Consider the following 21,069-nt stretch of genomic DNA (forward strand, 5'->3'; position numbering starts at 1 on the left):
ACGCAGACAAGGCTGCCCCCTTTATTTATGTAATTTTTATAGCACAGCAGCCGCATACAGCGCTGGCACTAGGCTTTGTAGGCTCTTAAGGCTGCTGAGCATCCAGCCACTGCTGCACTTGACGGGCAATGCGGTCCAGCGGGGTATCGGCATCCACGGTCAGCACCTGCGCCTCATCGCGCGGGTCTTCCAAGGTGGCAAACTGGTTGGCCACCAGCTCGGGCGAGAAAAAATGCCCCGCGCGCTGCTGCACCCGCGCCAAGGCTGTGTCGTAGCTGAGATCCAGAAACACAAAGCCGAGCCGGCTTTGGGAGGCACGCAGGAGCTCACGGTACTGGCGCTTGAGCGCCGAGCAGGTCAGCACCACCCCTTGGCCATCGTCCGCCTCAGCCAGCAACTGCGCCAGGCGCTGCAGCCAACCGGCGCGGTCGGCATCGGTCAGCGCAATGCCCGCCTGCATCTTGGCCACGCTTTCAGCGGCATGGTAGCTGTCGCCTTCAACCAGGTGCCAACCCAGGTGCAGCGCAATGGCTTCACCGGCGCTGGATTTGCCACACCCCGACACCCCCATCACCACCAGAGCTACGGGACGCCGATGCGGAGATTCAACAGAGGACTTGGTCATTGGGTTAGCGCTATCCAATACAGGTAAAAAAACAAGCACTGCCTTTGGACCACGTCGTTTGCGCAAACCGTTTCAAACCATCGGTCTTGATCTTGCGACGTCTGCGGGCATTGCCTTCCTTCCCCATTTAATGTGGGATAGCGCTATCATACTGGATATTGCTTGCTAAGCCGACCGGAGATGCGCTTGCCCCTGCCCCCTTCCCCGCTTTTGCCCGCGCCGACTGCCGAGCCCAACAGCCGCCGCTCGCGTGCCAGCGGGCGTGTCACCTTGCAGGATGTGGCCGATGCCGCAGGCGTCAGCCCCATGACGGTATCCCGCGCGCTGCGCGGTGAGCGCCGGGTGGCGCCAGCACTGGCCGACAAGGTGCGCGAGACGGCGATGCGCCTGGGCTACGTGCCCGACCCGGCCGCGCGCGCGCTGGCCTCGCAAAAAAGCAACCAGGTGCTGGTCATCGTGCCGCTGCTGACCAACACCTTGTTTGTCGATCTGATCGAAGCGGCCCACAAGGTGCTGTTTGCCGCCGGCTACCACCTGCTCATTGGCGTGTCGCACTACAGCGCGGCCGAAGAAGAGCAGCTGCTGCGCGCCTACCTGCCGATGCGGCCAGCGGGCCTGATGCTGACCGGTTATGAGCGCAGCGCCGGCAGCGCCCAGCTGCTGGCCGCCAGTGCCACGGCCTGCGTGCATTTGATGGAGCTCCCCCCTGCCAGCGCTACCACTGCGCTGCACAGCGTGGGGTTTTCGCAGGTCGATGCCGGGGCGGCGATGACGGAACACCTGCTGGCCCAGGGCTACCGCCGCGTCGCCTTTTGCGGCGCCCAGCTCGATGCCCGCGTCATGCAGCGCCTGCAGGGCTACCGCCAGGCCTTGCAGCGGGCGGGCCTGGCAGAGCCGGGCCTGGAGATTCTGAGCCCCGAGCGCTCATCGCTGGCCCTGGGCGCGCAGTTGCTCGATCAGGTGCTCCAGCTCGGTGGTGGCGTGGATGCGGTATTTTTCTGCAACGATGACCTGGCCCAGGGCGCACTGCTGGCCGCCAACCGCCTGGGGCTGGCCGTGCCAACGCAAATCGCCATTGCCGGCTTCAACGACCTGCCAGGCAGCGCGCAAATGGTGCCGCCGCTCACCACCATCCACACGCCCCGCAGCGCCATCGGTGCCCAGGCGGCCACGATGCTGCTGCAGCTGGTGCAAGGCCAGCCGGTGGCGCAGAACCGGCTGGATCTGGGCTACCACCTGGTGCGGCGCGCCAGCACCTGACCGGGGCGTTCAAACCCGCTACCACTCGCCCAAGGCCCAGCTGCTGGCGACAGCAAAATACTCACGCAGCCAAACGTTGAAACGGGTCAGCAGCGGTGTGGGGGCTGCCACGCCAATGGGCTGCCCAAAGCCCTGGCTGCGGGCGATATGCAGCGCACGCCAGAGGTGAAAATCACTGCTGACAATGGCAATGGGCTGGGCCAGGTCCACACCGCGCTGCTGCAGCATGGGGCCGGTCCATTCCAGGTTCAGCACGGTGCTGGTGCTGCGCTCTTCCACCACCATCGTGGCAGGATCGAGCCCATGGACTTGCGCCAGGTAACGCGCCATGATGGCGCCCTCGCTCTCGTCCTGCCCAAAGTCCACCCCACCGGTGACCGCCAGCACCGCCTGCGGCTGCAATTTGGCAAGCTGCGCAGCGGTATCGAGCCGCATGGCCAGCGCCGGGCGCGGCTTGCCGTCTTGCGTGCCGCTGCCCAGCACCACAATGGCGGCCACCGGTGGCGTTGTCGCTGGCGTCTGCCCCAGCCCCGCAATCCCATGCCAGAGCCAGCCTACGCTGACCACCCACAAGGCCAAGCCCCACCAGGCCGCATGCCACAGCGCGCGGCGCCAGGGCGCAGCAGCACGCCAGGCGCGCACCGCCGACCAGCGCCAGACCACATAGCCACCCGCCAGGCCCAGCCCCACAGGCACCAGCGCCCCCAGGTGCAAGTGCCCAGCCGCCAAGGGCACGATGCCCAGTCCCAGCAGCACCAGGGCGGCCGCCGCCAATAAACCTCGTTGCATTCCCATTCCTCTAGTCGCACCCAAGCCATCACAAAAAAACCCGCTGCGGGGCAGCGGGTCTGCGTCGTGGCCAAGCACTCAGATCATTCAAATTCCAGAATGATATCGTCCACCGCAAGCGAATTACCCTTCGCGGCGCTCACCTTGCTCACCACACCGTCTTGCGTGGCAAACAGGATGTTTTCCATCTTCATCGCTTCGATGACCGCCAGCTTCTCGCCCGCCTGCACTTTCTGACCGGGCTGCACCGCCACATCGACCAGCAGGCCGGGCATCGGCGAGAGCAGGAACTTGGACAGATCAGGCGGTGCCTTGTAGGGCATCAGCTGGTAGAGCTCGGCGCCGCGCTGCGACAGCACCAGGATGTCACGCTGCGTGCCATTGTGGATCACCCGCAAGGCCAGCGGGTTCTTGGCCGTGCCGCGCTCGATCTGTGCGGTGAAGGGCTGGCCGTTGCAAGTGCCGTGGGTGACGACATCGCGCAGCACCGCTTCACTGCTGAACTGGTAGGTCTTGTCGCCAATGCTGACCTTGCAGACGCGGGCCTCGTCGTCAAAATCGGTCACCTCCGCCGAGACAAAGCTGTGCTCGCCTTCGGCACCCAGCACCACCGCAGTATAGCTGTGGCCCACGCGCACCTGGTGGCCCAGCATCTGGCCGCTGATGGTGGATGCGCGCGCGCGGTAGCGGCGGTTGCGGAACATCGCCAGCGCCACCAGAAAATCGGTGTCCTCGTGCGGCACATCTTCGGCATGGAAGCCCTGGCCATAGTGCTCGGCAATAAAGCCGGTGTTGAACTGGCCCGAGACAAATTGGGGATGGGCCAGCAGCGCCGCCTGGAAAGGAATGTTCGAGCTGATGCCCCGGATCGCAAAGCCGTTGAGCGCCTCGCGCATCTTGGCAATCGCCTCGTTGCGGTCCTTGCCATGCACGATCAGCTTGGCAATCATCGAGTCATAGTACATGGGGATCTCGCCGCCCTCGTACACGCCGGTGTCCACACGCACGCCTTGCAAATGGGCGGTATCGGCCTGCCACATGGTCTGCTTGGGCGGCTCAAAGCGCACCAGACGGCCGGTCGATGGCAGGAAGTTGCGGAACGGGTCTTCGGCATTGATGCGGCATTCGATCGCCCAGCCATCGCGCTTGACATCGGCCTGGCTGAATGAGAGCTGCTCGCCCGCGGCCACACGGATCATCTGCTCGACCAGATCAAGGCCGGTGATGCACTCGGTCACCGGGTGCTCGACCTGCAGGCGGGTGTTCATTTCCAGAAAGTAGAAGTCCTGGTCCTTGCCGACGACAAACTCCACCGTGCCAGCGCTCTGGTACTGCACGGCCTTGGCCAGGGCCACGGCCTGCTCGCCCATCGCCTTGCGGGTGGCATCGCTGATGAAGGGCGATGGCGCCTCTTCGATCACCTTCTGGTGGCGGCGCTGGATCGAGCATTCGCGCTCATTGAGGTAGACCACATTGCCGTGGCTGTCGCCCAGAATCTGGATCTCGATATGGCGCGGCTCCTGCACGAACTTTTCGATAAAGATCCGGTCATCGCCAAAGCTGTTGCGCGCCTCGTTCTGGCAGGCGGTAAAGCCCTCCAGCGCCTCCTTGTCGTTGTAGGCCACGCGCAGGCCCTTGCCGCCGCCGCCCGCCGATGCCTTGATCATCACCGGGTAGCCAATGCCCTGCGCAATGCCAACGGCTTTTTCCGCGTTCTCGATGGCATCGTTGTAGCCGGGGATGGTGTTGACCTTGGCCTCGTTCGCCAGTTTCTTGGAGGCGATCTTGTCGCCCATCGCAGCAATCGAATGCGCCTTGGGGCCGATGAAGGCGATGCCCTCGTCCTCGCAGCGCTTGGCAAAGGCTTCGTTCTCGGACAAGAAGCCGTAGCCCGGATGGATGGCCTGCGCGCCGGTCTTGCGCGCTGCATCGATGATGCGGTCGGCCAGCAGGTAGGACTCGCGGCTGGGGGCCGCACCGATATGCACGGCCTCATCGGCCAGCTTCACATGGCGCGCTTCCTTGTCCGCATCGGAGTAGACCGCAACGGTCTGGATGCCCATGGTTCGGGCCGTAGCGATCACGCGGCATGCAATCTCGCCGCGATTGGCAATCAGGATTTTGCTGAACATGGTTGTCGTCTCTTGGTTGAATCTCTCGGTTGGCCACCATGCTGCCGTGCTTACGGCAGCGCCTTGTCATGCGCCCATTGCCCGCCGGGCATGAGCAAATAGTCTTCGCAATCGATCTCGCTGCAGCGCACACTGCCGAGCAATTGCAGCATCACCTGGTCCTGGGTGCGCACATCGGTCGAGCGCCCCTGCACTTTCACCGCCAGCAGGCGGCTGTCCTTGCCCCAGCGGGCGATCTCATGGCCTTCGACCACGGCTGCCGTGCTGTCCCAGCCTTCGCGGTGCGCGGTGCGCACCGTTGCCAGCCGGCGCGAGAGGATGCGCTCGGGCCGCACGCCCACCAGCACCACCTGTCCGCGCAAGCCCGCCAGGTTTTTGTCCAAGGTCGGCAGGTCCACCACACGCCGGGCCTGGTACTGGCGCACCATCGCCTGCAGACGCTGGGCATTGGCGCTGTACTCGCGGCGCTGCTCGGGCTGGCCGGCATTGTGCTGCTGCTGGGCCGCTGCATTGTTGCTGTACTGCTGAAACAGCAGCTCGCGCCCCTGCAGCGAGGCCGTGGCCCGCACCACCGGCGCGGGCAAATGGCCATCGGCGTCTGCCGCCAGCTCAAAGCCCTGGTAGAGCATCAGCCGCACCAGGCTCTGCGCCGCAGCAGGGCAGGCACGCTGCCAATGCTGCAAGGCCGCCTGCAGCCATTGCCGCGCCACCTGCTCGGAGCCCAGCGGTGAATGGATATCGACCAGCACATGCAGCGCCATCGGCGCGCAGGCATCGGCTGGCGTGTTGCCGTCCAATGCCGCCTGCACCCACAGGCGCCCGCCCTTGCCTTCGCTGTCCGCCAAGGGGCCCAGATCGAGCAGCACCTGGCTATCGGCCAAGGGCCTGGCAGCGCGCATGGCCGGTCGGCTGAGGAAAATGCCCCGGTCAAAGCGGCCCTGCCAGACAATCGGCGCCGCGCCCGTATCGCTGCGCGGCAGCCACTGCGCCCGGCCCTCACCTTGGGCCAGGCCGTTTTCACAGCCACCCTGGTACGAGAACACGTATTGCCAGGACTGGGCCAGTGGCGCGCCGCTGCGGGCGACGCAGCTGCTGCCCGGCGCTGCCGGCATGCCCGGCTGGGTTTGCGCGCCCGCAGCCACACCCGCGCCGAGCACGGCTGCGCACAGCAGGCGCTGAGCCAGCCAGCGCTGCGCCAGCCGCGTTGCGGCCATGCGGGAGTTGGCGGGGGTGGAACGCATCCGGGCCTGCAGTGCTTAGAGCGGAATATTGCCGTGCTTGCGCCAGGGGTTCTCAAGCTGCTTGTTCTTGAGCATCTCCAGGCTGCGGCAGATGCGCTTGCGCGTCTCGTGCGGCAGGATCACATCGTCGATAAAGCCCCGGGCGCCTGCGACAAAGGGGTTGGCAAAACGGGTCTTGTATTCGGCCTCGCGCTTGGAGAGCTTATCCGGGTCGTTCTTGTCTTCGCGGAAGATGATCTCGACGGCGCCCTTGGCGCCCATCACCGCGATTTCCGCCTGCGGCCAAGCCAGGTTCACATCGCCGCGCAGGTGCTTGGAAGCCATCACGTCATAGGCACCGCCATAGGCCTTTCGCGTGATGACGGTGATTTTGGGCACCGTGCACTCCGCGTACGCGTAGAGCAGCTTGGCGCCGTGCTTGATGATGCCGCCGAACTCCTGGCTGGTGCCGGGCATGAAGCCGGGCACATCGACAAAGGTGACCACGGGGATGTTGAAAGCATCGCAAAAGCGCACAAAGCGCGCGGCCTTGATGGAGCTCTTGATATCCAGGCAACCGGCCAGCACCAGTGGCTGGTTGGCCACAATGCCCACCGTTTGGCCGGCCATGCGGGCAAAGCCGATCAGGATGTTCTTCGCGTACTCGGGCTGCAGCTCAAAGAAATCGCCGTCATCCACGGTTTTGATGATCAGCTCCTTCATGTCATAGGGCTTGTTCGGGTTCTCGGGCACCAGGGTGTCGAGCGACATATCGGCGCGGCTGACCGGGTCGGTGGTGGCACGAACCGGCGCCTTTTCGCGGTTGTTGAGCGGCAGGTAGTTGTAGAGGCGGCGCAGCATCATCAGCGCCTCGACATCGTTGTCAAAGGCCATGTCGGCCACACCGCTCTTGCTGGTGTGGGTGACGGCGCCGCCCAGCTCTTCTGCGGTGACCTGCTCATGGGTCACCGTTTTGACCACTTCGGGGCCGGTGACGAACATGTAGCTCGAATCCTTGACCATGAAGATGAAGTCGGTCATCGCCGGCGAGTAGACCGCGCCACCGGCGCAAGGGCCCATGATCATCGAGATCTGCGGCACCACGCCCGAGGCCAGCACATTCTTCTGGAACACATCGGCGTAGCCGCCCAGCGACGCCACGCCTTCCTGGATCCGGGCGCCGCCCGAATCGTTGAGGCCGATGACCGGCGCGCCCACCTTCATCGCCTGGTCCATCACCTTGCAGATCTTCTCGGCATGGGTCTCGGACAGCGCGCCACCGAACACGGTGAAATCCTGGCTGAAGACAAAGACCAGGCGGCCATTGATCATGCCGTAGCCGGTGACCACGCCGTCGCCCGGGATCTTGGTCTCTTCCATGCCAAAGTCGGTGCAGCGGTGCTCGACAAACATGTCCCACTCTTCGAAGGTGCCGTCGTCAAGCAGCAGCTCGATGCGCTCACGCGCCGTGAGCTTGCCCTTTTTGTGCTGCGCATCGATGCGCTTTTGCCCGCCGCCCAGGCGGGCGAGTTCACGCTTTTTCTCCAGTTGTTCCAAGATATCTTGCATGTTCCATCCTTGAAGCTTGCTAGGTTGTCTCTCTGTCTTGATCGGGGCTTGCTGCCCGGCTCAATCCGCTTTGTGAATCATCGCTGCACTGCTTTGCGCCTGCAGCAGGTTTCTGGCCGCTGTCGACGCCGCCAACTGGCCTGACGCCACTTGCTGCTGCACAGCAGGCAGCATATCGCGCACGGTAGGGTGGCTGCGAAACGCCAGCTTGAGCCCATGGTCAATGCGCTCCCACATCCAGGCGAGCGACTGCTTCTCGCGCCGCTGTGCCAGGCAGCCATTGCGGGTCTGCATCTGGCGGTAGCTGCTGACCGCGTCCCAGAACGCCTCAACGCCATCGCCCAGCAGCGCGCTGATCTGTATCACCCGGGGCTGCCAGAGCGCGCCGCGCGCCGCATGGTCATGGCCGCCATGCATGCCCAGCAGGCGCAGGCTGGAGGTGATCTGTGCCTGCGCACGGGTGGCGGCATTCGGGTCGATGTCGGCCTTGTTGATGACCACCAGGTCGGCGAGCTCCATCACGCCTTTTTTGATGGCCTGCAGGTCATCGCCGGCATTGGGCAGCTGCAGCACGCAGAACATGTCGGTCATGCCATGCACCGCTATCTCGCTTTGGCCGACACCGACGGTCTCGACCATCACCACGTCGTAGCCCGCTGCCTCGCAGACCAGCACCGCCTCGCGCGTTTTCTCGGCCACGCCGCCCAGCGTGCCGCTCGACGGGCTGGGCCGGATATAAGCTTCGCTGCGCATCGACAGCTGCTCCATGCGCGTCTTGTCGCCCAGGATGGAGCCGCCTGACACCGTCGACGACGGGTCAATCGCCAGCACGGCCACGCGCAAGCCCTTGCCGATCAAATACAGCCCCAGGGTTTCAATAAAGGTCGATTTGCCCACGCCGGGCACACCGCTGATGCCCAGGCGAAAAGACTTGCCAGTATGCGGCAACAGCGCCGTCAGCAGTGCATCGCCCAGCGCGCGGTGGTCGGCGCGGGTCGACTCCAGCAAGGTGATGGCCTTGGCCATCGCGCGCCGCTGCAGCGCCGGGTTGCTCCGTTGCGTAATGGCGGCAACGCGCTCGGCAACATCGGTATTCATGCCGCCGCCCTGTCAAAACACTGCCGCAGCGCCCCTGCCACAGGGGCGCCTGCCGCCATCATTTGTATCGCCAACACCATATCCACTACCTCTATGCCGGGGTCCACTGGTACAACAGGTCAATCGGATCGCCGCCCGTGTGCACAAAGCCATGGCGCTCGTAAAACCGGATCGCGTCGCTGTGGTTCAACACCTCCAGCCACACCGCCCGGCCCTCCTGCCGCGCTTGGGCTTGCACCTGCTGCATGGCCCAGTCGCCAATGCGGCGGTTATGCCAGGCCGGCAGCAGATAGAGGTGCTGCAATTTCAGCCGGCCATCTTCATGGGGCACTACCGTCAGCAGCCCGGCGTGCTGCGGGCCTGCGCCCTCGTCCACACAGATATGCCGCATGTACTGCGGCGCAAACTGGCCTTGAAACCGCTTGCGCGCATGGTCCAAGTTAAAGATGCCCAGCCGCTCCAGGCTCGGGCGCATCGCGGCCACGCGCAGCGCAAACAGCGCTTCAAAATCACTTTCGGCAACCGGGGCGAAGGAGAGATTCATGCTTTCTCCAAGCCTTTCTTCGTCTTTTGGTGTAGCCAGTAGCCACCATAACCCAGTGCAACCCACACGCCCAGCCCGACGACAACCTGGCCCCAAGCAGGCAAAGTGAGCACCCGGTACAACATGTATAGATACAGAATGCCAAGGGCAGGCTCGATGAACATCATGACAAGAGCCTTCACATAGTCTTGCCAGAAAGGCGCTTGGTTGCCCTTGCCCATACCGATTTAGACAGCAACCGCTTTCTTGATCTGCTCGAGCACATCCTTGGCGCTGGCCGGGATCGGGGTGCCCGGGCCGTACACGCCTTTGACGCCTGCGTTGTAGAGGTAGTCGTAATCCTGCGCCGGGATCACGCCGCCCACAAACACAATGATGTCGTCCGCGCCCTGCTTCTTGAGCTCTTCGATGATCGCGGGCACGAGGGTCTTGTGGCCGGCGGCCAGAGTCGAGACACCGACGGCATGCACATCGTTCTCAATCGCCTGACGGGCGCATTCCTCGGGCGTCTGAAAGAGTGGGCCCATGTCCACGTCATAGCCCAGGTCGGCAAAGGCGGTCGCCACCACCTTGGCGCCCCGGTCATGCCCGTCCTGGCCGAGCTTGGCAATCATCACGCGCGGGCGGCGGCCCTGGGCTTCGGCAAAGGCTGCGATCTCGTCCTTGAGCTTGTCCCAACCTTCGGCCGAGTCATAGGCGGCGGCGTAGACACCGGTCACCTTTTGCGTATCGGCGCGGTGGCGGCCAAAGGACTTCTCCAGCGCGTCAGAGACTTCACCGACGGTGGCACGCAGCCGCACCGCCTGGATGGCCAGGTCCAGCAGGTTGCCCTCGCCCGACTCGGCAGCGGCGCTGAGCGCCTGCAGGGCCTTGCCCACGGCAGCGGCATCGCGCGTAGCCTTGATCTGGTTCAGGCGCGCAATCTGGCTGTCGCGCACCTTGACGTTGTCCACCTCAAGGATGTCAACCGGGTCTTCCTTGGCCAGCTTGTACTTGTTGACCCCGACAATCACTTCCTTGCCCGAGTCGATGCGGGCCTGCTTCTCGGCCGCCGCCGCCTCGATCTTGAGCTTGGCCCAGCCGCTGTCCACCGCCTGGGTCATGCCGCCCATCGCGTCGACCTCTTCGATGATCTTCCAGGCCGCGTCCGCCATGTCCTGGGTCAGCTTTTCCATCATGTAGCTGCCGGCCCAGGGGTCGATCACATTGGTGATGTGGGTCTCTTCCTGGATGATGAGCTGGGTGTTGCGCGCAATGCGGGCACTGAACTCGGTGGGCAGTGCGATCGCTTCGTCAAGCGCATTAGTGTGCAGCGATTGCGTGCCACCAAACACGGCGGCCATCGCCTCGATGGTGGTGCGCACCACATTGTTGTAGGGGTCCTGCTCGGTCAGGCTCCAGCCGCTGGTCTGGCTGTGGGTGCGCAGCATCAGGCTCTTGGGGTTCTTGGCTTCAAAGCCGGTCATGATGCGGCACCACAGCAGGCGGGCGGCGCGCATCTTGGCGATTTCCAGGTAGAAGTTCATACCTACCGCCCAGAAAAAGGACAGGCGCCCGGCAAACGCATCCACATCCATGCCCTTGGCGATGGCGGTTTTCACATATTCCTTGCCGTCGGCCAGGGTGAAGGCCAGCTCCAGCGCCTGGTTGGCGCCGGCTTCCTGCATGTGGTAGCCGCTGATCGAGATCGAGTTGAACTTGGGCATGTTCTGGCTCGTGTACTCGATGATGTCGCCGATGATGCGCATGCTCGGCTTGGGCGGGTAGATGTAGGTGTTGCGCACCATGAACTCTTTGAGAATGTCGTTCTGGATCGTGCCCGAGAGCTGGTCCTGCGCCACGCCCTGCTCTTCGGCAGCTACCACATAGCCGGCCAGCACCGGCAGCACCGCGCCATTCATCGTCATCGAGACCGAGACCTTGTCCAACGGAATGCTGTTGAAGAGGATCTTCATGTCTTCGACCGAGTCGATCGCCACCCCGGCCTTGCCGACGTCGCCGGTCACGCGCGGGTGGTCACTGTCATAGCCCCGGTGCGTGGCCAGGTCAAATGCGACCGACACACCTTGGCCGCCCGCGGCCAGCGCCTTGCGGTAGAAGGCATTGGATTCTTCGGCGGTCGAAAAGCCGGCGTACTGGCGAATGGTCCAGGGCCGCACTGCGTACATCGTGGCCTGCGGGCCGCGCAGGTACGGCGCAAAACCCGGCAAGGTATCAGCAAAAGGCAGGTCGGCGGTATCGGCAGCAGTGTAGAGCGGCTTGACCGTGATTCCATCGGGCGTCAGCCAATCGAGGCTGCCGACATCGCCACCGGGGGCGGATTTGCTGGCGGCCTTGTCCCAGGCGGCGCGGTCGGCCTTGGGAAACTCGGATGCAGTGTTGTGCTTCGCGGAATCAGTCATGTCTCAAGCTCGGGATACGTTATAAACAGTGCATATTGGCCTACCCACGGCCGCCAGGCAAGTGTACATTATTCATAATTATGAATGCAGAATTTTGAATTTCAGTCGCCTTCTGTACAATGGCGCCACCGATGAGCCTTCCCACTTTTGCGCCGCGCGCGCTGTACCAGGACGTTGCCGAGCTACTGCGGCAACGCATTTTTGCGCACCAACTCCCGCCTGGCAGCTGGATCGATGAGTTGAAGATTGCCGAAGAAATAGGCATCAGCCGCACGCCTTTGCGCGAGGCCTTGAAGGTGCTGGCCACCGAGGGCCTGGTCACGATGAAGCTGCGCCGTGGCGCCTATGTGACTGAGGTGTCGCAAAAAGACCTGCTCCAGGTCTACCACCTGCTGGCCTTGCTCGAGAGCGATGCCTCCGCCGAGCTGGCCCGCTGCGCCAGCGCCGAACAGATTGCCGAGCTACAAGGCCTGCATGAGGCGCTGGAAGCCGCTGTCGATGAGCGCGATGCCTTTTTTATTGCCAATGAGCGCTTTCACATGCGCGTGCTGGAGATGCTGGACAACAAATGGCTCAGCCAGATGGTGGCCGACCTGCGCAAGGTGATGAAGCTCAACCGCCACAACTCCCTGTTCAAATCCGGCCGCATCGAGGAATCGCTGCAGGAGCACCGCGCGCTGATGCGGGCGCTGGCCGCACACGACAGCAGCGCTGCACGCGCCTGCGTCATGCTGCACTTCAAGAACGGCCTGGCAGCGGCGTCTTAGCGCCGTTAACACAACCCTTGATACGTCGTTGCCTAGCTGGCCGCCTCAAGCCTTGTCGTACGTCTGTACTGTCTGCGGCTTGATGCCTCGTCTCAACCGCAAACCTTCGGTTTGCGGGGTCGTCCTAGCGACTCCTAGCCTTGACGCAGCGCTGCTCTGGCTGCCTCAGCCCTTGAGAAAATGCGCAGCGCCCTGCGCTGCCCGCACGCCGCTCGACAAGGCCGCCGTCAGCAAATAGCCGCCCGTCGGCGCTTCCCAGTCCAGCATTTCCCCCGCGCAAAACAGCCCTGGCCGGGCATGACACATCAGGTCATGCGACAGCGCGGTAAAGGCCACGCCACCGGCAGTGCTGATCGCCTCATCGATGGGGCGCGTAGCGGCCACGGTGATCGGCGCTGCCTTGATGGTGCGGGCCAGCAGCTCGGCATCCTGCATCCCCGCCTTGCCCAGCACTTCAAACAGCAAGGCAGCCTTGATGCCCTCCAAGCCCAGCCGGCTCTTGAGGTGGCTGGCCAGGCTGCGCGAGCCGCGCGGGTGGCGCACTTCGGCCAGCACGCGCTCGGCGCTGTGGTCAGGCAGCAGATCAACCAAGAAGGTGGCGCTGCCCTGGGCCTGGATCGCGTCGCGCAGCAGCGCAGACACGGCATAGACCAGGCTGCCTTCAACGCCAGCATCGGTGGCGACAAACTCGCCACGGCGTGCAAAACCCGCCTCGCTGCCGTCCTCAAAGCGAATGGCCACCGATTTGAAAGGCTGGCCGGCAAACTTGCTGGCAAAAAACGGCGACCAGCCGGGTGCCTTCTCGCCATTGGCGGCCGGCAGCATGCGCACATCAAAGCCGCAGTTGGCCGGTGCAAGCGGGGCAGTTTGCACCCCTGCCTGCTCAAGCAGCGGCACCCAGGCGCCGTCCGAGCCAAGCCGCGCCCAGCTGCCGCCGCCCAGCGCCAACACCGTGGCGCGCGCTTGCACGGCAGTCTCGCCATCGGGGGCAGCAAAGCGCAATGCGCCTGCCGCGTCCCAGCCCAGCCAGCGGTGGCGCATCGCAAAACGCACGCCAGCGGCCCGCATAGCCACCAGCCAGGCGCGCAGCAAGGGTGCGGCCTTCATGTCCTTGGGAAACACCCGGCCCGAGGTGCCAACAAAGGTCTCGATGCCCAGATCCTGGGCCCAGGCCTGCACTTCCGCCGCACCAAAATACTGCAGCCAGGAGGCGACGACAGCCTGCTGGCGGCCGTAACGCCCGACGAACGGCGCCATGGGCTCGGAGTGGGTCAGGTTGAGGCCGCCGCGCCCGGCGAGCAAAAACTTGCGCCCTACCGAAGGCATCGCGTCATAGACCGTCACCTGCAAACCGGCCTGCGCCAGGCGGTGCGCCGCCATCAGGCCCGCCGGGCCGCCGCCAATGACCGCCACATCTATAGGGGCGGGCGAAGAAGAGGAGTGGCTGGGCAAGGTCATGGCAAAAGCAACGCAAAAGAGAACAAGGGGGCGAACCATACACCAAGTCCAGCCCCTGGTGGACAAGGATTGGTACTTTTCACGAAGGGCTGATGCAGCGCATACCCGCAAGGCCGCATCGTCGGGCGCTCTCTAGTACTATGGAGTAATGGATCGTCCTGTCATTTCCCTGGTGGACCTGCGTCTGCACGATGCAGGCCTAGCCATGCCCGCACCGGCCGGCACTGCGCAGCCCAACATCGGCGCTGTACATGACCGGCGCCATCGGCCACTGCGGGATCTGCGCATCAGCGTGACGGACCGCTGCAACTTCCGCTGCAGCTACTGCATGCCCAAGGACGTGTTCGACAAGGACCACCAGTACCTGCCGCACCGCGATTTGCTCAGCTTTGAGGAAATCACCCGCACAGCGCGCCTGTTTGCGCAGCTGGGCGTCGGCAAGCTGCGCATCACCGGTGGCGAGCCGCTGCTGCGCAAGAACCTGGAAACCCTGATCGCCCAACTGGCCCAGCTCGAGACGCTCAACGGCACGCCAATGGACCTGACCTTGACGACCAATGGCTCCATTCTGGCACGCAAGGCGCGCGCCCTCAAAGACGCCGGGCTCAAGCGCTTGACGGTCAGCCTCGACAGCCTGAGCGACCCGCTGTTCCGCCAGATGAACGACATGGACTTCCCGGTCGCCACGGTGCTGCAAGGCATTGAGACCGCGCAGGCGGTGGGCTTTGGCAACATCAAGGTCAACATGGTCGTCAAGCGCGGCGTCAATGACCACGAGGTCGTCGCGATGGCGCGCCACTTTCGCGGCAGCGGCGTGACCCTGCGCTTTATCGAATTCATGGATGTGGGCGCCACCAACGGCTGGCGGCTCGAAGAGGTACTGCCCTCGGACGCCGTGCTGGAGCGCCTGCAGTCCGCCTTTGCACTCACCCCGCTGTCAGCGACTGCGCCTGGCGAGACTGCCGTGCGCTGGGGCTATGTCGGCGCCAACGGCCAGCATGACCCCAGCCTCGGCGAAATTGGCCTGATCAGCAGTGTCACCCACGCCTTTTGCCAGGACTGCAACCGCGCGCGCCTCTCGACCGAGGGCAAGCTGTTCTTGTGCCTGTTTGCCAGCGAGGGCTGGGACTTGCGTGCCATGCTGCGCAACGGCGCCAGCGATAGCGATATTCGCCAGGCCCTTGCCCAGGTCTGGGGCCAGCGCAGCGACAACTACAGCGAGCAGCGCAGCCTGCATCCCGAGATCGCCCTGCAACGCCAGCGGGTGGAGATGAGTTATATCGGCGGCTGATTCGGCCCGGCCCTCCTGTGATGGGCGCATCTGCCCGATGGCCTCAACCCCCTGCTCCGTTGCACCATGTCCTCTTGCGCACCAACCATCCCGCCCGAACACATCACCGGCCTGGTGTTGGCAGGCGGCCAGGGCACGCGCATGGGGGGTGCTGACAAAGGCCTGCAGCTGCTCGGTGGCCAGGCGCTGGCCAGGCACTGCGCCCAGCGGCTGCAGCCCCAGGTGGGGCCACTGCTGATCAATGCCAACAGGCACTTGGAGGCCTACCGCGCGCTGGGCTACCCAGTGGTGCCAGACCTCAGCCTGCCAGACACCGAAGCTTTCCCGGGCCCATTGGCAGGCTTCGCCGCCGGCCTGGCAGCTTGCCAGACGCCGTGGCTGGTGACGGTGGCCTGCGACACGCCGCATTTTCCGCTGGACCTGGCGCAGCGACTGGCGCAAGCTGCGGCCGCCCAGGGCTGCCCCATCGCGATGGCCTGTACACCATCTGAAGAGACTGGCAGCGACCGCCCGGTACTGCAACCCACGTTTTGCCTGATCCATGCCAGCCTGGCAGCCAGTGTTCGGCAATTTGTCGCCGGCGGCGGGCGCAAGCTGCGGCAGTGGGCGGCGCAACACGGAAACTGCCTGGTGCTTTTTGGCGATGCCCAGGCGTTCTACAACGCCAATACGCCTGAAGAATTGGCCCGGCTGCAGGACATGCCAGCGCCGCACAAGTGACTGGTGCTGACGAATCAACGCCGGGCCGGTGCTATAACGGTCCACACGACCACCGCACATTTGGAGCCGCCTTTTGACCTACTCGGCACAGCACCTCAGCCAGGAGCCCCAGCGCTCCGACATCGACACCCAGCCCGGCTTGACCGTCCTGGAATTTGGCACGCCCTGGTGCCCGCATTGCCTGGGCGCGCAAGGCCTGATCGAGCAGGTGCTGGGCCCGCGCGCCGATATTAAGCATCTGAAAGTGGAAGATGGCCCCGGCCGCCCCTTGGGCCGCAGCTACCGCATCAAGCTCTGGCCCACCTTGGTGGTGCTGCGCGATGGCCAGGAAGTGGCCCGCGTGGTGCGCCCGACCGATGCGGCCAGCATCAACACGGCACTGGCAGCGCTGCAAACGCCATAAATTGAAGGGGCTCGGCGCATACATGCCGAGCCTGCCATGCGTGCCTAGACCGGTGTGACCGAAAACGCCGTGCTGGGCGCCGTGGGGTCTTCGGGCGACACGCCAAAGTACATCACACCCACGCCATGCAATTGCACCGATTCGCGGCGCACGGCAGTGGCGGGGTTGGCACCAAAGCTCACCCAGGTGCCATAGCGGCTCAGATCGGTGTAGATCACATTGCCGCTGCGCCAGTCGATGCGGCCATGCTGGCGGGAGACGCGCCGGTCCAGCACCACCCATTCCGAATCCGATGAGCGGCCGACAAAAATCGGCATCTCCTGGGTGCTGAAAAAACGCTCCACCCCACCCGATGCCAGCCGCAGCCGCATCTGCACCACGGCCTCGGGCTTCATCGGCAGGACAGAGTCGTACGCGGTCACGACCTCCTGGGCTTCGGGCTCGATCCACTGCACCTGGTAGAGCATTTGCTGCTCGGCCTTGCCGCGCACATCCATCCAGCCCATCGGCACAAACACAGTATCGGCGCGGGCGCCGGACTCCATCGTCGAGGCGGCGGCCCAGACCTCGCGGTGACCGGCCTTTTCACACAGGCGCGCGGCCATGTTGACCGAGTCGCCATAGCAGTCGCCCTCCATCAGCACCACTTCACCGGTGCTCATGCCCACACGTACATGGAATTTTTGCGATGCAGGCAGGGAGTCCCACTGCCCGTAGTGGCGGCGCATCAGCATGGTCATAGCGCTCACGGCCAAGGCACTGCTGTTGAAGATGGCCAGCACACCATCACCCAGGGTCTTGATCACCCGCCCCCCCGCTTGCACGACGACTTGCTTGAAAGCGTCCGTCATGCCCGCGACTGCTCGCGCAGCACGCTCATTGCCCAAGGTTTCGAACAATGCGGTACTGCCCGAGATATCGATGAATACCACGGTGGCGACAGTTGTCATGGATTTTCTTGTTACGGCAGGGGCTGCCTCCTCCCCAGGAGCAACGCCAGCCTATGTATCAATAGCGACCATGCATATTACACTGCAAACCGGCGCCCGCGGCCAGTCTGGCCCCGTCGTCGAACTTACGAATTGTTTAGATTCCAACAGCCAGGGGTCTACCCTGGCTTGTCACAAGCCCCAGTCCAAAGCGCATGGTAGATGGCTGGGCACCCAGGCCCAGCCCACGCTTTGCGTTATTGATGGCCCCAATAAATCAGTGCGTCACGGCCTTCGACGCTCAGCGATACCTGGGCGCCCACCGGTAGCAGCACCTTGGTGGGCACATGGCCAAAAGGCAGGTTGGTAAAGACAGGGGCCTCGATCTGCGTGCGCAGCCACTGCACGACACTGGCCAGCTTGAAGCCCTTGTCATGCGCGTTCAACTGGTAGTCGCTGAACTGGCCAAACACCACGGCCTTTTGCTGGGCCAGCACGCCGGCGTGCAGCAGGGTCGTCAGCATGCGCTCGATCTTGTAGGGTGTCTCGCCCACATCCTCGATGAACAGCACGCCACCTTTGACCTTGGGCAGGTAAGGCGAGCCTACCAGCGACGCGATCATCGCCAGGTTGCCGCCCCACAGCGTGGCCTTGGGGATGTAGACATCGGCCGAGGCCGAGGCGCCGGTCACCGTGCCGGTTTTTTCAGCCGTCAGCCGCCAGCCGGCGCCCTCGCCCGCGCCGCTCAGCAGGTCTTCAAAGCAGTCCTGCATGATGTCGTCGACACCATCTTTTGCACCAAAATCACCCACCAGCGCCGGGCCGGCCCAGGTCATGGCACGGGTCTTGGCATACAGCGCCAGCTGGAACGCCGTGAAATCGCTCAGGCCGACAAAGCGCGTACCCGAAGCCACGGCCTTGGCGATCTGTTCATAGTCCAGGCGGTGCAACAGGCGCGAGAGCCCATAGCCGCCCCGGCTGATCATCGCCACATCGGCGCCGCTCTCGCAGGCCCGGGCAATGGCCGCCAGGCGCGTGTCGTCGTCACCGGCAAAGCGGGTGCTGGATGCGAGCGCATCCTGGTCCACCTCGACCTGGTGGCCCATGGCCTCCAGGCGCTTCACTGCACGTTGGAATGCCTTTTTATCGCGCACAGCGCCCGAGGGTGAATACACATAAATATGCTTGGGGCCGTGGGCATGGTGGTGCTGGCAATGCGCGTGGTCGCAGTGACCCTGGTCGTGGTCATGGGAGTGGTCGTGCTGGTGCATGGCGGCAAACAAAGGTAGAGAAAGGCAGGCACGGGGCCGCCCAATAAGAGGAGCGGTGCCCGGTTCTGCGCGCAAAACCGGCACCTTCGGTGTTGGGCGGCATTATGCGGCCAAGCGGGTTGGCGGCCGGTCACAAGGGGACTAAGGCCATGGGTCAGAGAGGGGCTGCGGACCCACCGTGCCACTCAACCCAGCGCCTGCGGGCGCACCTGGATCAGGCTGAACACGCCCTGTACGCCAATGGCACCGTTGGCCAGCGCCACCGCCCGGTCCAACAAGGGCCTGGATGACACCGTGCCGCGCAAGGTGACCATCGCGTGCGAGGTCTCCACCTGCAGCGCAGCGAGCTCATCGCTTTGCGAGGCGGCCAGCGCATCGCTCACCTGCGAGGTGATCGCATCATCGTCGGCGCGTCGGCGGTTGGCCTGCGCTGCGCGCTCCACCGCCTCGCTGGCCCGCTGGCCCGAGGCATCGAGTGTCTGCCCCAGCCCCTGGCTCCAGCGCCAGGCCTGCTGCAAGGCCCCGCCTTGCCAGAGGACGACAGAGCCGGCGCCCAGGGCCGCGAGCACCAAGGCCCAGACAGCAATCGATTTGGCAGTGGAGGAGCGACGGATCAAGTGCATGGGAAGCGGGCGCAAAAGCAGACACAAAGGCAGGCACAGGAAAGGGCAAGACCCGGCCAACATGGCACTGGCCGTGCCATCCATTGTGACGGCAGCCAGGCCGCCTGCCAAGGCTTTGCGACAAGCGGCAGCAAGCTAAACCGGAAAGACACGCGGCCTTGGCAGTTCTTCACGGGCGGGGCTGGGCGCTGCGGCTGCAGTCACCGTTGCGCAAGCGCCTGGCTGCAAGTGCGCGTCGATGCGGCGACAATGCTGCCATGCAGCCCTCCCTGATTTACCGCATTTTCCCCTTCCTGCGCTGGCCCAAGCCGACCAAACAACTCTTGCGCGGTGAATTCATGGCGGGGATGACGGTAGGGCTGATGCTGGTGCCCCAGGGCGTGGCTTATGCGCATCTGGCTGGCATGCCGCTGATCACCGGCATCTATGCCTCGATCATTCCCGCAGCCGTGGCCATCCTCTTTAGCCCCTCGCCTCGGCTGGGCGTCGGGCCCACGGCGCTGAGCGCCTTGCTCATTGGCGCCTCGCTCACCGGCATGGCCGAGCCCGGCTCGGCCCAGTGGGTCATTCTGGCAGCGTGGATGGCCATCATGGCCGGCCTGGTCCAGCTGAGCTTGGGCCTGGTGCGCGCCGGCTGGCTGCTGAACCTGGTGACCTCGCCCGTGCTGGCCGGCTTCACGCAGGCCGCTGCGCTGCTCATTCTGGCCTCGCAGCTGCCTAGTTTGCTGGGCATGCGCAGCGACTGGGCCACGGTCTGGGACAACCCCTCGCTGGGCCTTTTCGACTGGCGCTCCATCCTGCTGGGGCTGGCGAGCATCGCCATCCTGGTGGTGGGCAAAAAGTGGCGCCCCGCCTTTCCGTCTGCTGTTTTTGTCATCGGCTGCACCGGGCTTATCAGTTGGGCCACCGACTTTGCCGACAAGGGCGGCGCCGTGGTCGGCCACTTGCCCACGGGCCTGCCGCAGCTGGTCTGGCCGGGCATGCTGGACTGGTCGCAGTTTGGCCTGCTCGTCATGCCGGTGCTGGTGATCTCGCTGGTCAGTGCGCTGGAGACCGCCTCCAGCGCCCAGGTCGAGCACCAACAGGCGGGCACGCGCTGGGACAGCAGCCAGGAGCTGGTCGCGCAAGGCCTGTCCAAGATGAGTGCCGGCCTGTTTGGCAGCTTTGCCACCAGTGCCTCGTTCTCGCGCTCGGCCGTCAATCTGCTGGCCGGCGCCAAGACGGGCTACGCCAATGTCTTTTCCATCTTGCTGGTCGTGGCCGTCGTGCTGTGGTTCATCCCGGCGCTCTACCATGTGCCGCAGGCCGCGCTCGCTGCCATCGTGATGACGGCTGTCGCCAACCTCGTCAAGCCCCGCGTCCTGGTCTACCTGTTCAAGATCTCACGCATCGAAGGCAGCATTGCAGTGGCCACCTTTGGCGTCACCTTGCTGACGGCGCCACGCATCTACTGGGGCGTGCTGTCGGGCATTTTGCTCAGCTCCTGCTACTTTCTCTACAACCGCCTGCACCCGCGCATTGTTGAGGTAGGCCTGCACCCCGATGGCAGCCTGCGCGACCGCCATCTGTGGCAACTGCCCCCCTTGGCCCCGGATCTGCTGGCCCTGCGCATGGATTCGGAGCTGGACTTTGCATCGGCTGCCGCGCTGGAGGAGCGCGCCGCCAATGTCTGGACCCAGCACACGCACTACCGGCAGCTCGCCCTGTTGGCCCAGCCGATGAACCAGATCGACATCACCGGCGTCGAAGCCTTTGTGCGGCTCGAGCGCATGGCTGCCAAGCGCGGCGGCATGCTGCACATCGTTGGCATGAAGCTGCCCGTTGAAGCCCGCCTCAAACGCGCCGGCCTCTTGCAGGACAACCCGCATCTGCGCATGTACCGCACCGATGCCGAGTTTCTGCAGGCGATGCGCCGCGCGCACAGCGATGACGGCATCGAGTATTCCATCTAGCGACCTCGGTCCGGCA

The 21,069-nt window shown here is 64.4% G+C and carries 19 protein-coding genes; 6 read left to right on the forward strand and 13 right to left on the reverse strand.

Annotated features, from left to right (window positions below; all coding sequences use genetic code 11):
* Positions 1–85: 85 nt before the first annotated feature.
* Positions 86–625, reverse strand: coding sequence for a gluconokinase (locus DCO45_RS10200; RefSeq protein ID WP_232539347.1), 540 nt, complete (start codon positions 623–625; stop codon positions 86–88).
* Between the two features lie 192 nt (positions 626–817).
* Between DCO45_RS10200 and DCO45_RS10205 the strand changes: the two genes are divergently transcribed.
* Positions 818–1,885 (forward strand): LacI family DNA-binding transcriptional regulator, encoded by a 1,068-nt coding sequence (locus DCO45_RS10205; protein WP_232539678.1) that lies wholly within the window; start codon positions 818–820, stop codon positions 1,883–1,885.
* 18 nt (positions 1,886–1,903) lie between these two features.
* Here DCO45_RS10205 and DCO45_RS10210 read toward each other — a convergent pair whose 3' ends face one another.
* The 8 genes from DCO45_RS10210 to scpA all read right to left on the reverse strand — a co-directional run bounded on the left by DCO45_RS10210 (position 1,904) and on the right by scpA (position 11,639).
* Positions 1,904–2,674 carry a YdcF family protein gene (locus DCO45_RS10210; RefSeq protein ID WP_116925729.1) on the reverse strand — a complete coding sequence of 257 codons (771 nt, stop codon included), beginning with the start codon at positions 2,672–2,674 and terminating at the stop codon, positions 1,904–1,906.
* 83 nt (positions 2,675–2,757) lie between these two features.
* The gene (locus tag DCO45_RS10215; protein ID WP_116925730.1) at positions 2,758–4,806 is read right to left on the reverse strand and encodes an acetyl/propionyl/methylcrotonyl-CoA carboxylase subunit alpha; all 2,049 of its coding nucleotides are present in this window, start codon (positions 4,804–4,806) and stop codon (positions 2,758–2,760) included.
* Positions 4,807–4,856: 50 nt separating this feature from the next.
* Positions 4,857–6,047: a hypothetical protein gene (locus DCO45_RS10220; protein WP_116925731.1), complete on the reverse strand. Its 1,191-nt coding sequence runs from the start codon at positions 6,045–6,047 to the stop codon at positions 4,857–4,859.
* 15 nt (positions 6,048–6,062) lie between these two features.
* Positions 6,063–7,595 (reverse strand): acyl-CoA carboxylase subunit beta, encoded by a 1,533-nt coding sequence (locus DCO45_RS10225; RefSeq protein WP_116925732.1) that lies wholly within the window; start codon positions 7,593–7,595, stop codon positions 6,063–6,065.
* A gap of 60 nt (positions 7,596–7,655) precedes the next feature.
* Positions 7,656–8,693 carry a methylmalonyl Co-A mutase-associated GTPase MeaB gene (meaB, locus tag DCO45_RS10230; RefSeq protein WP_116925733.1) on the reverse strand — a complete coding sequence of 346 codons (1,038 nt, stop codon included), beginning with the start codon at positions 8,691–8,693 and terminating at the stop codon, positions 7,656–7,658.
* 91 nt (positions 8,694–8,784) lie between these two features.
* Positions 8,785–9,237, reverse strand: a complete 453-nt coding sequence (locus tag DCO45_RS10235) for a GNAT family N-acetyltransferase (RefSeq protein WP_116925734.1) — start codon at positions 9,235–9,237, stop codon at positions 8,785–8,787.
* Positions 9,234–9,458 (reverse strand): hypothetical protein, encoded by a 225-nt coding sequence (locus DCO45_RS10240; RefSeq protein ID WP_116925735.1) that lies wholly within the window; start codon positions 9,456–9,458, stop codon positions 9,234–9,236. Before DCO45_RS10240 ends, DCO45_RS10235 begins: the two co-directional genes overlap by 4 nt.
* Before the next feature lie 6 nt (positions 9,459–9,464).
* Entirely contained in the window at positions 9,465–11,639 is a 2,175-nt protein-coding gene (gene scpA, locus DCO45_RS10245) for a methylmalonyl-CoA mutase (protein WP_116925736.1), read from the reverse strand.
* A gap of 131 nt (positions 11,640–11,770) precedes the next feature.
* Between scpA and DCO45_RS10250 the strand changes: the two genes are divergently transcribed.
* Positions 11,771–12,406, forward strand: coding sequence for a GntR family transcriptional regulator (locus tag DCO45_RS10250; protein WP_116925737.1), 636 nt, complete (start codon positions 11,771–11,773; stop codon positions 12,404–12,406).
* 165 nt (positions 12,407–12,571) lie between these two features.
* Here DCO45_RS10250 and DCO45_RS10255 read toward each other — a convergent pair whose 3' ends face one another.
* Positions 12,572–13,864, reverse strand: coding sequence for a TIGR03862 family flavoprotein (locus tag DCO45_RS10255; RefSeq protein WP_116925738.1), 1,293 nt, complete (start codon positions 13,862–13,864; stop codon positions 12,572–12,574).
* 148 nt (positions 13,865–14,012) lie between these two features.
* Between DCO45_RS10255 and moaA the strand changes: the two genes are divergently transcribed.
* From moaA to DCO45_RS10270, 3 genes are all read left to right on the forward strand, one after another.
* A complete protein-coding gene (gene moaA / locus DCO45_RS10260; protein WP_116925739.1) occupies positions 14,013–15,155 on the forward strand; it encodes a GTP 3',8-cyclase MoaA in 1,143 nt (380 codons plus the stop codon).
* A 66-nt stretch (positions 15,156–15,221) separates the two neighbouring features.
* Positions 15,222–15,875: a molybdenum cofactor guanylyltransferase MobA gene (gene mobA / locus DCO45_RS10265; RefSeq protein WP_116925740.1), complete on the forward strand. Its 654-nt coding sequence runs from the start codon at positions 15,222–15,224 to the stop codon at positions 15,873–15,875.
* A gap of 73 nt (positions 15,876–15,948) precedes the next feature.
* A complete protein-coding gene (locus DCO45_RS10270; RefSeq protein ID WP_116925741.1) occupies positions 15,949–16,278 on the forward strand; it encodes a thioredoxin family protein in 330 nt (109 codons plus the stop codon).
* A 44-nt stretch (positions 16,279–16,322) separates the two neighbouring features.
* On the opposite strand, the gene DCO45_RS10275 is transcribed toward DCO45_RS10270, so the two are convergent.
* The 3 genes from DCO45_RS10275 to DCO45_RS10285 all read right to left on the reverse strand — a co-directional run bounded on the left by DCO45_RS10275 (position 16,323) and on the right by DCO45_RS10285 (position 19,101).
* Positions 16,323–17,228: an adenylate/guanylate cyclase domain-containing protein gene (locus tag DCO45_RS10275; RefSeq protein ID WP_021026052.1), complete on the reverse strand. Its 906-nt coding sequence runs from the start codon at positions 17,226–17,228 to the stop codon at positions 16,323–16,325.
* Between the two features lie 236 nt (positions 17,229–17,464).
* On the reverse strand, positions 17,465–18,478 hold the full coding sequence (locus DCO45_RS10280) for an LD-carboxypeptidase (RefSeq protein WP_116925779.1): 1,014 nt from the start codon (positions 18,476–18,478) through the stop codon (positions 17,465–17,467).
* A gap of 185 nt (positions 18,479–18,663) precedes the next feature.
* Positions 18,664–19,101 carry a BON domain-containing protein gene (locus DCO45_RS10285; RefSeq protein ID WP_116925742.1) on the reverse strand — a complete coding sequence of 146 codons (438 nt, stop codon included), beginning with the start codon at positions 19,099–19,101 and terminating at the stop codon, positions 18,664–18,666.
* Between the two features lie 257 nt (positions 19,102–19,358).
* Here DCO45_RS10285 and DCO45_RS10290 point away from each other — a divergent pair, with 257 nt between their 5' ends.
* Positions 19,359–21,053: a SulP family inorganic anion transporter gene (locus tag DCO45_RS10290; RefSeq protein ID WP_116925743.1), complete on the forward strand. Its 1,695-nt coding sequence runs from the start codon at positions 19,359–19,361 to the stop codon at positions 21,051–21,053.
* Positions 21,054–21,069: the final 16 nt, after the last annotated feature.

Source organism: Comamonas sp. JNW (assembly GCF_003105075.1).
GTDB classification, from domain to species: domain Bacteria; phylum Pseudomonadota; class Gammaproteobacteria; order Burkholderiales; family Burkholderiaceae_C; genus Comamonas; species Comamonas squillarum.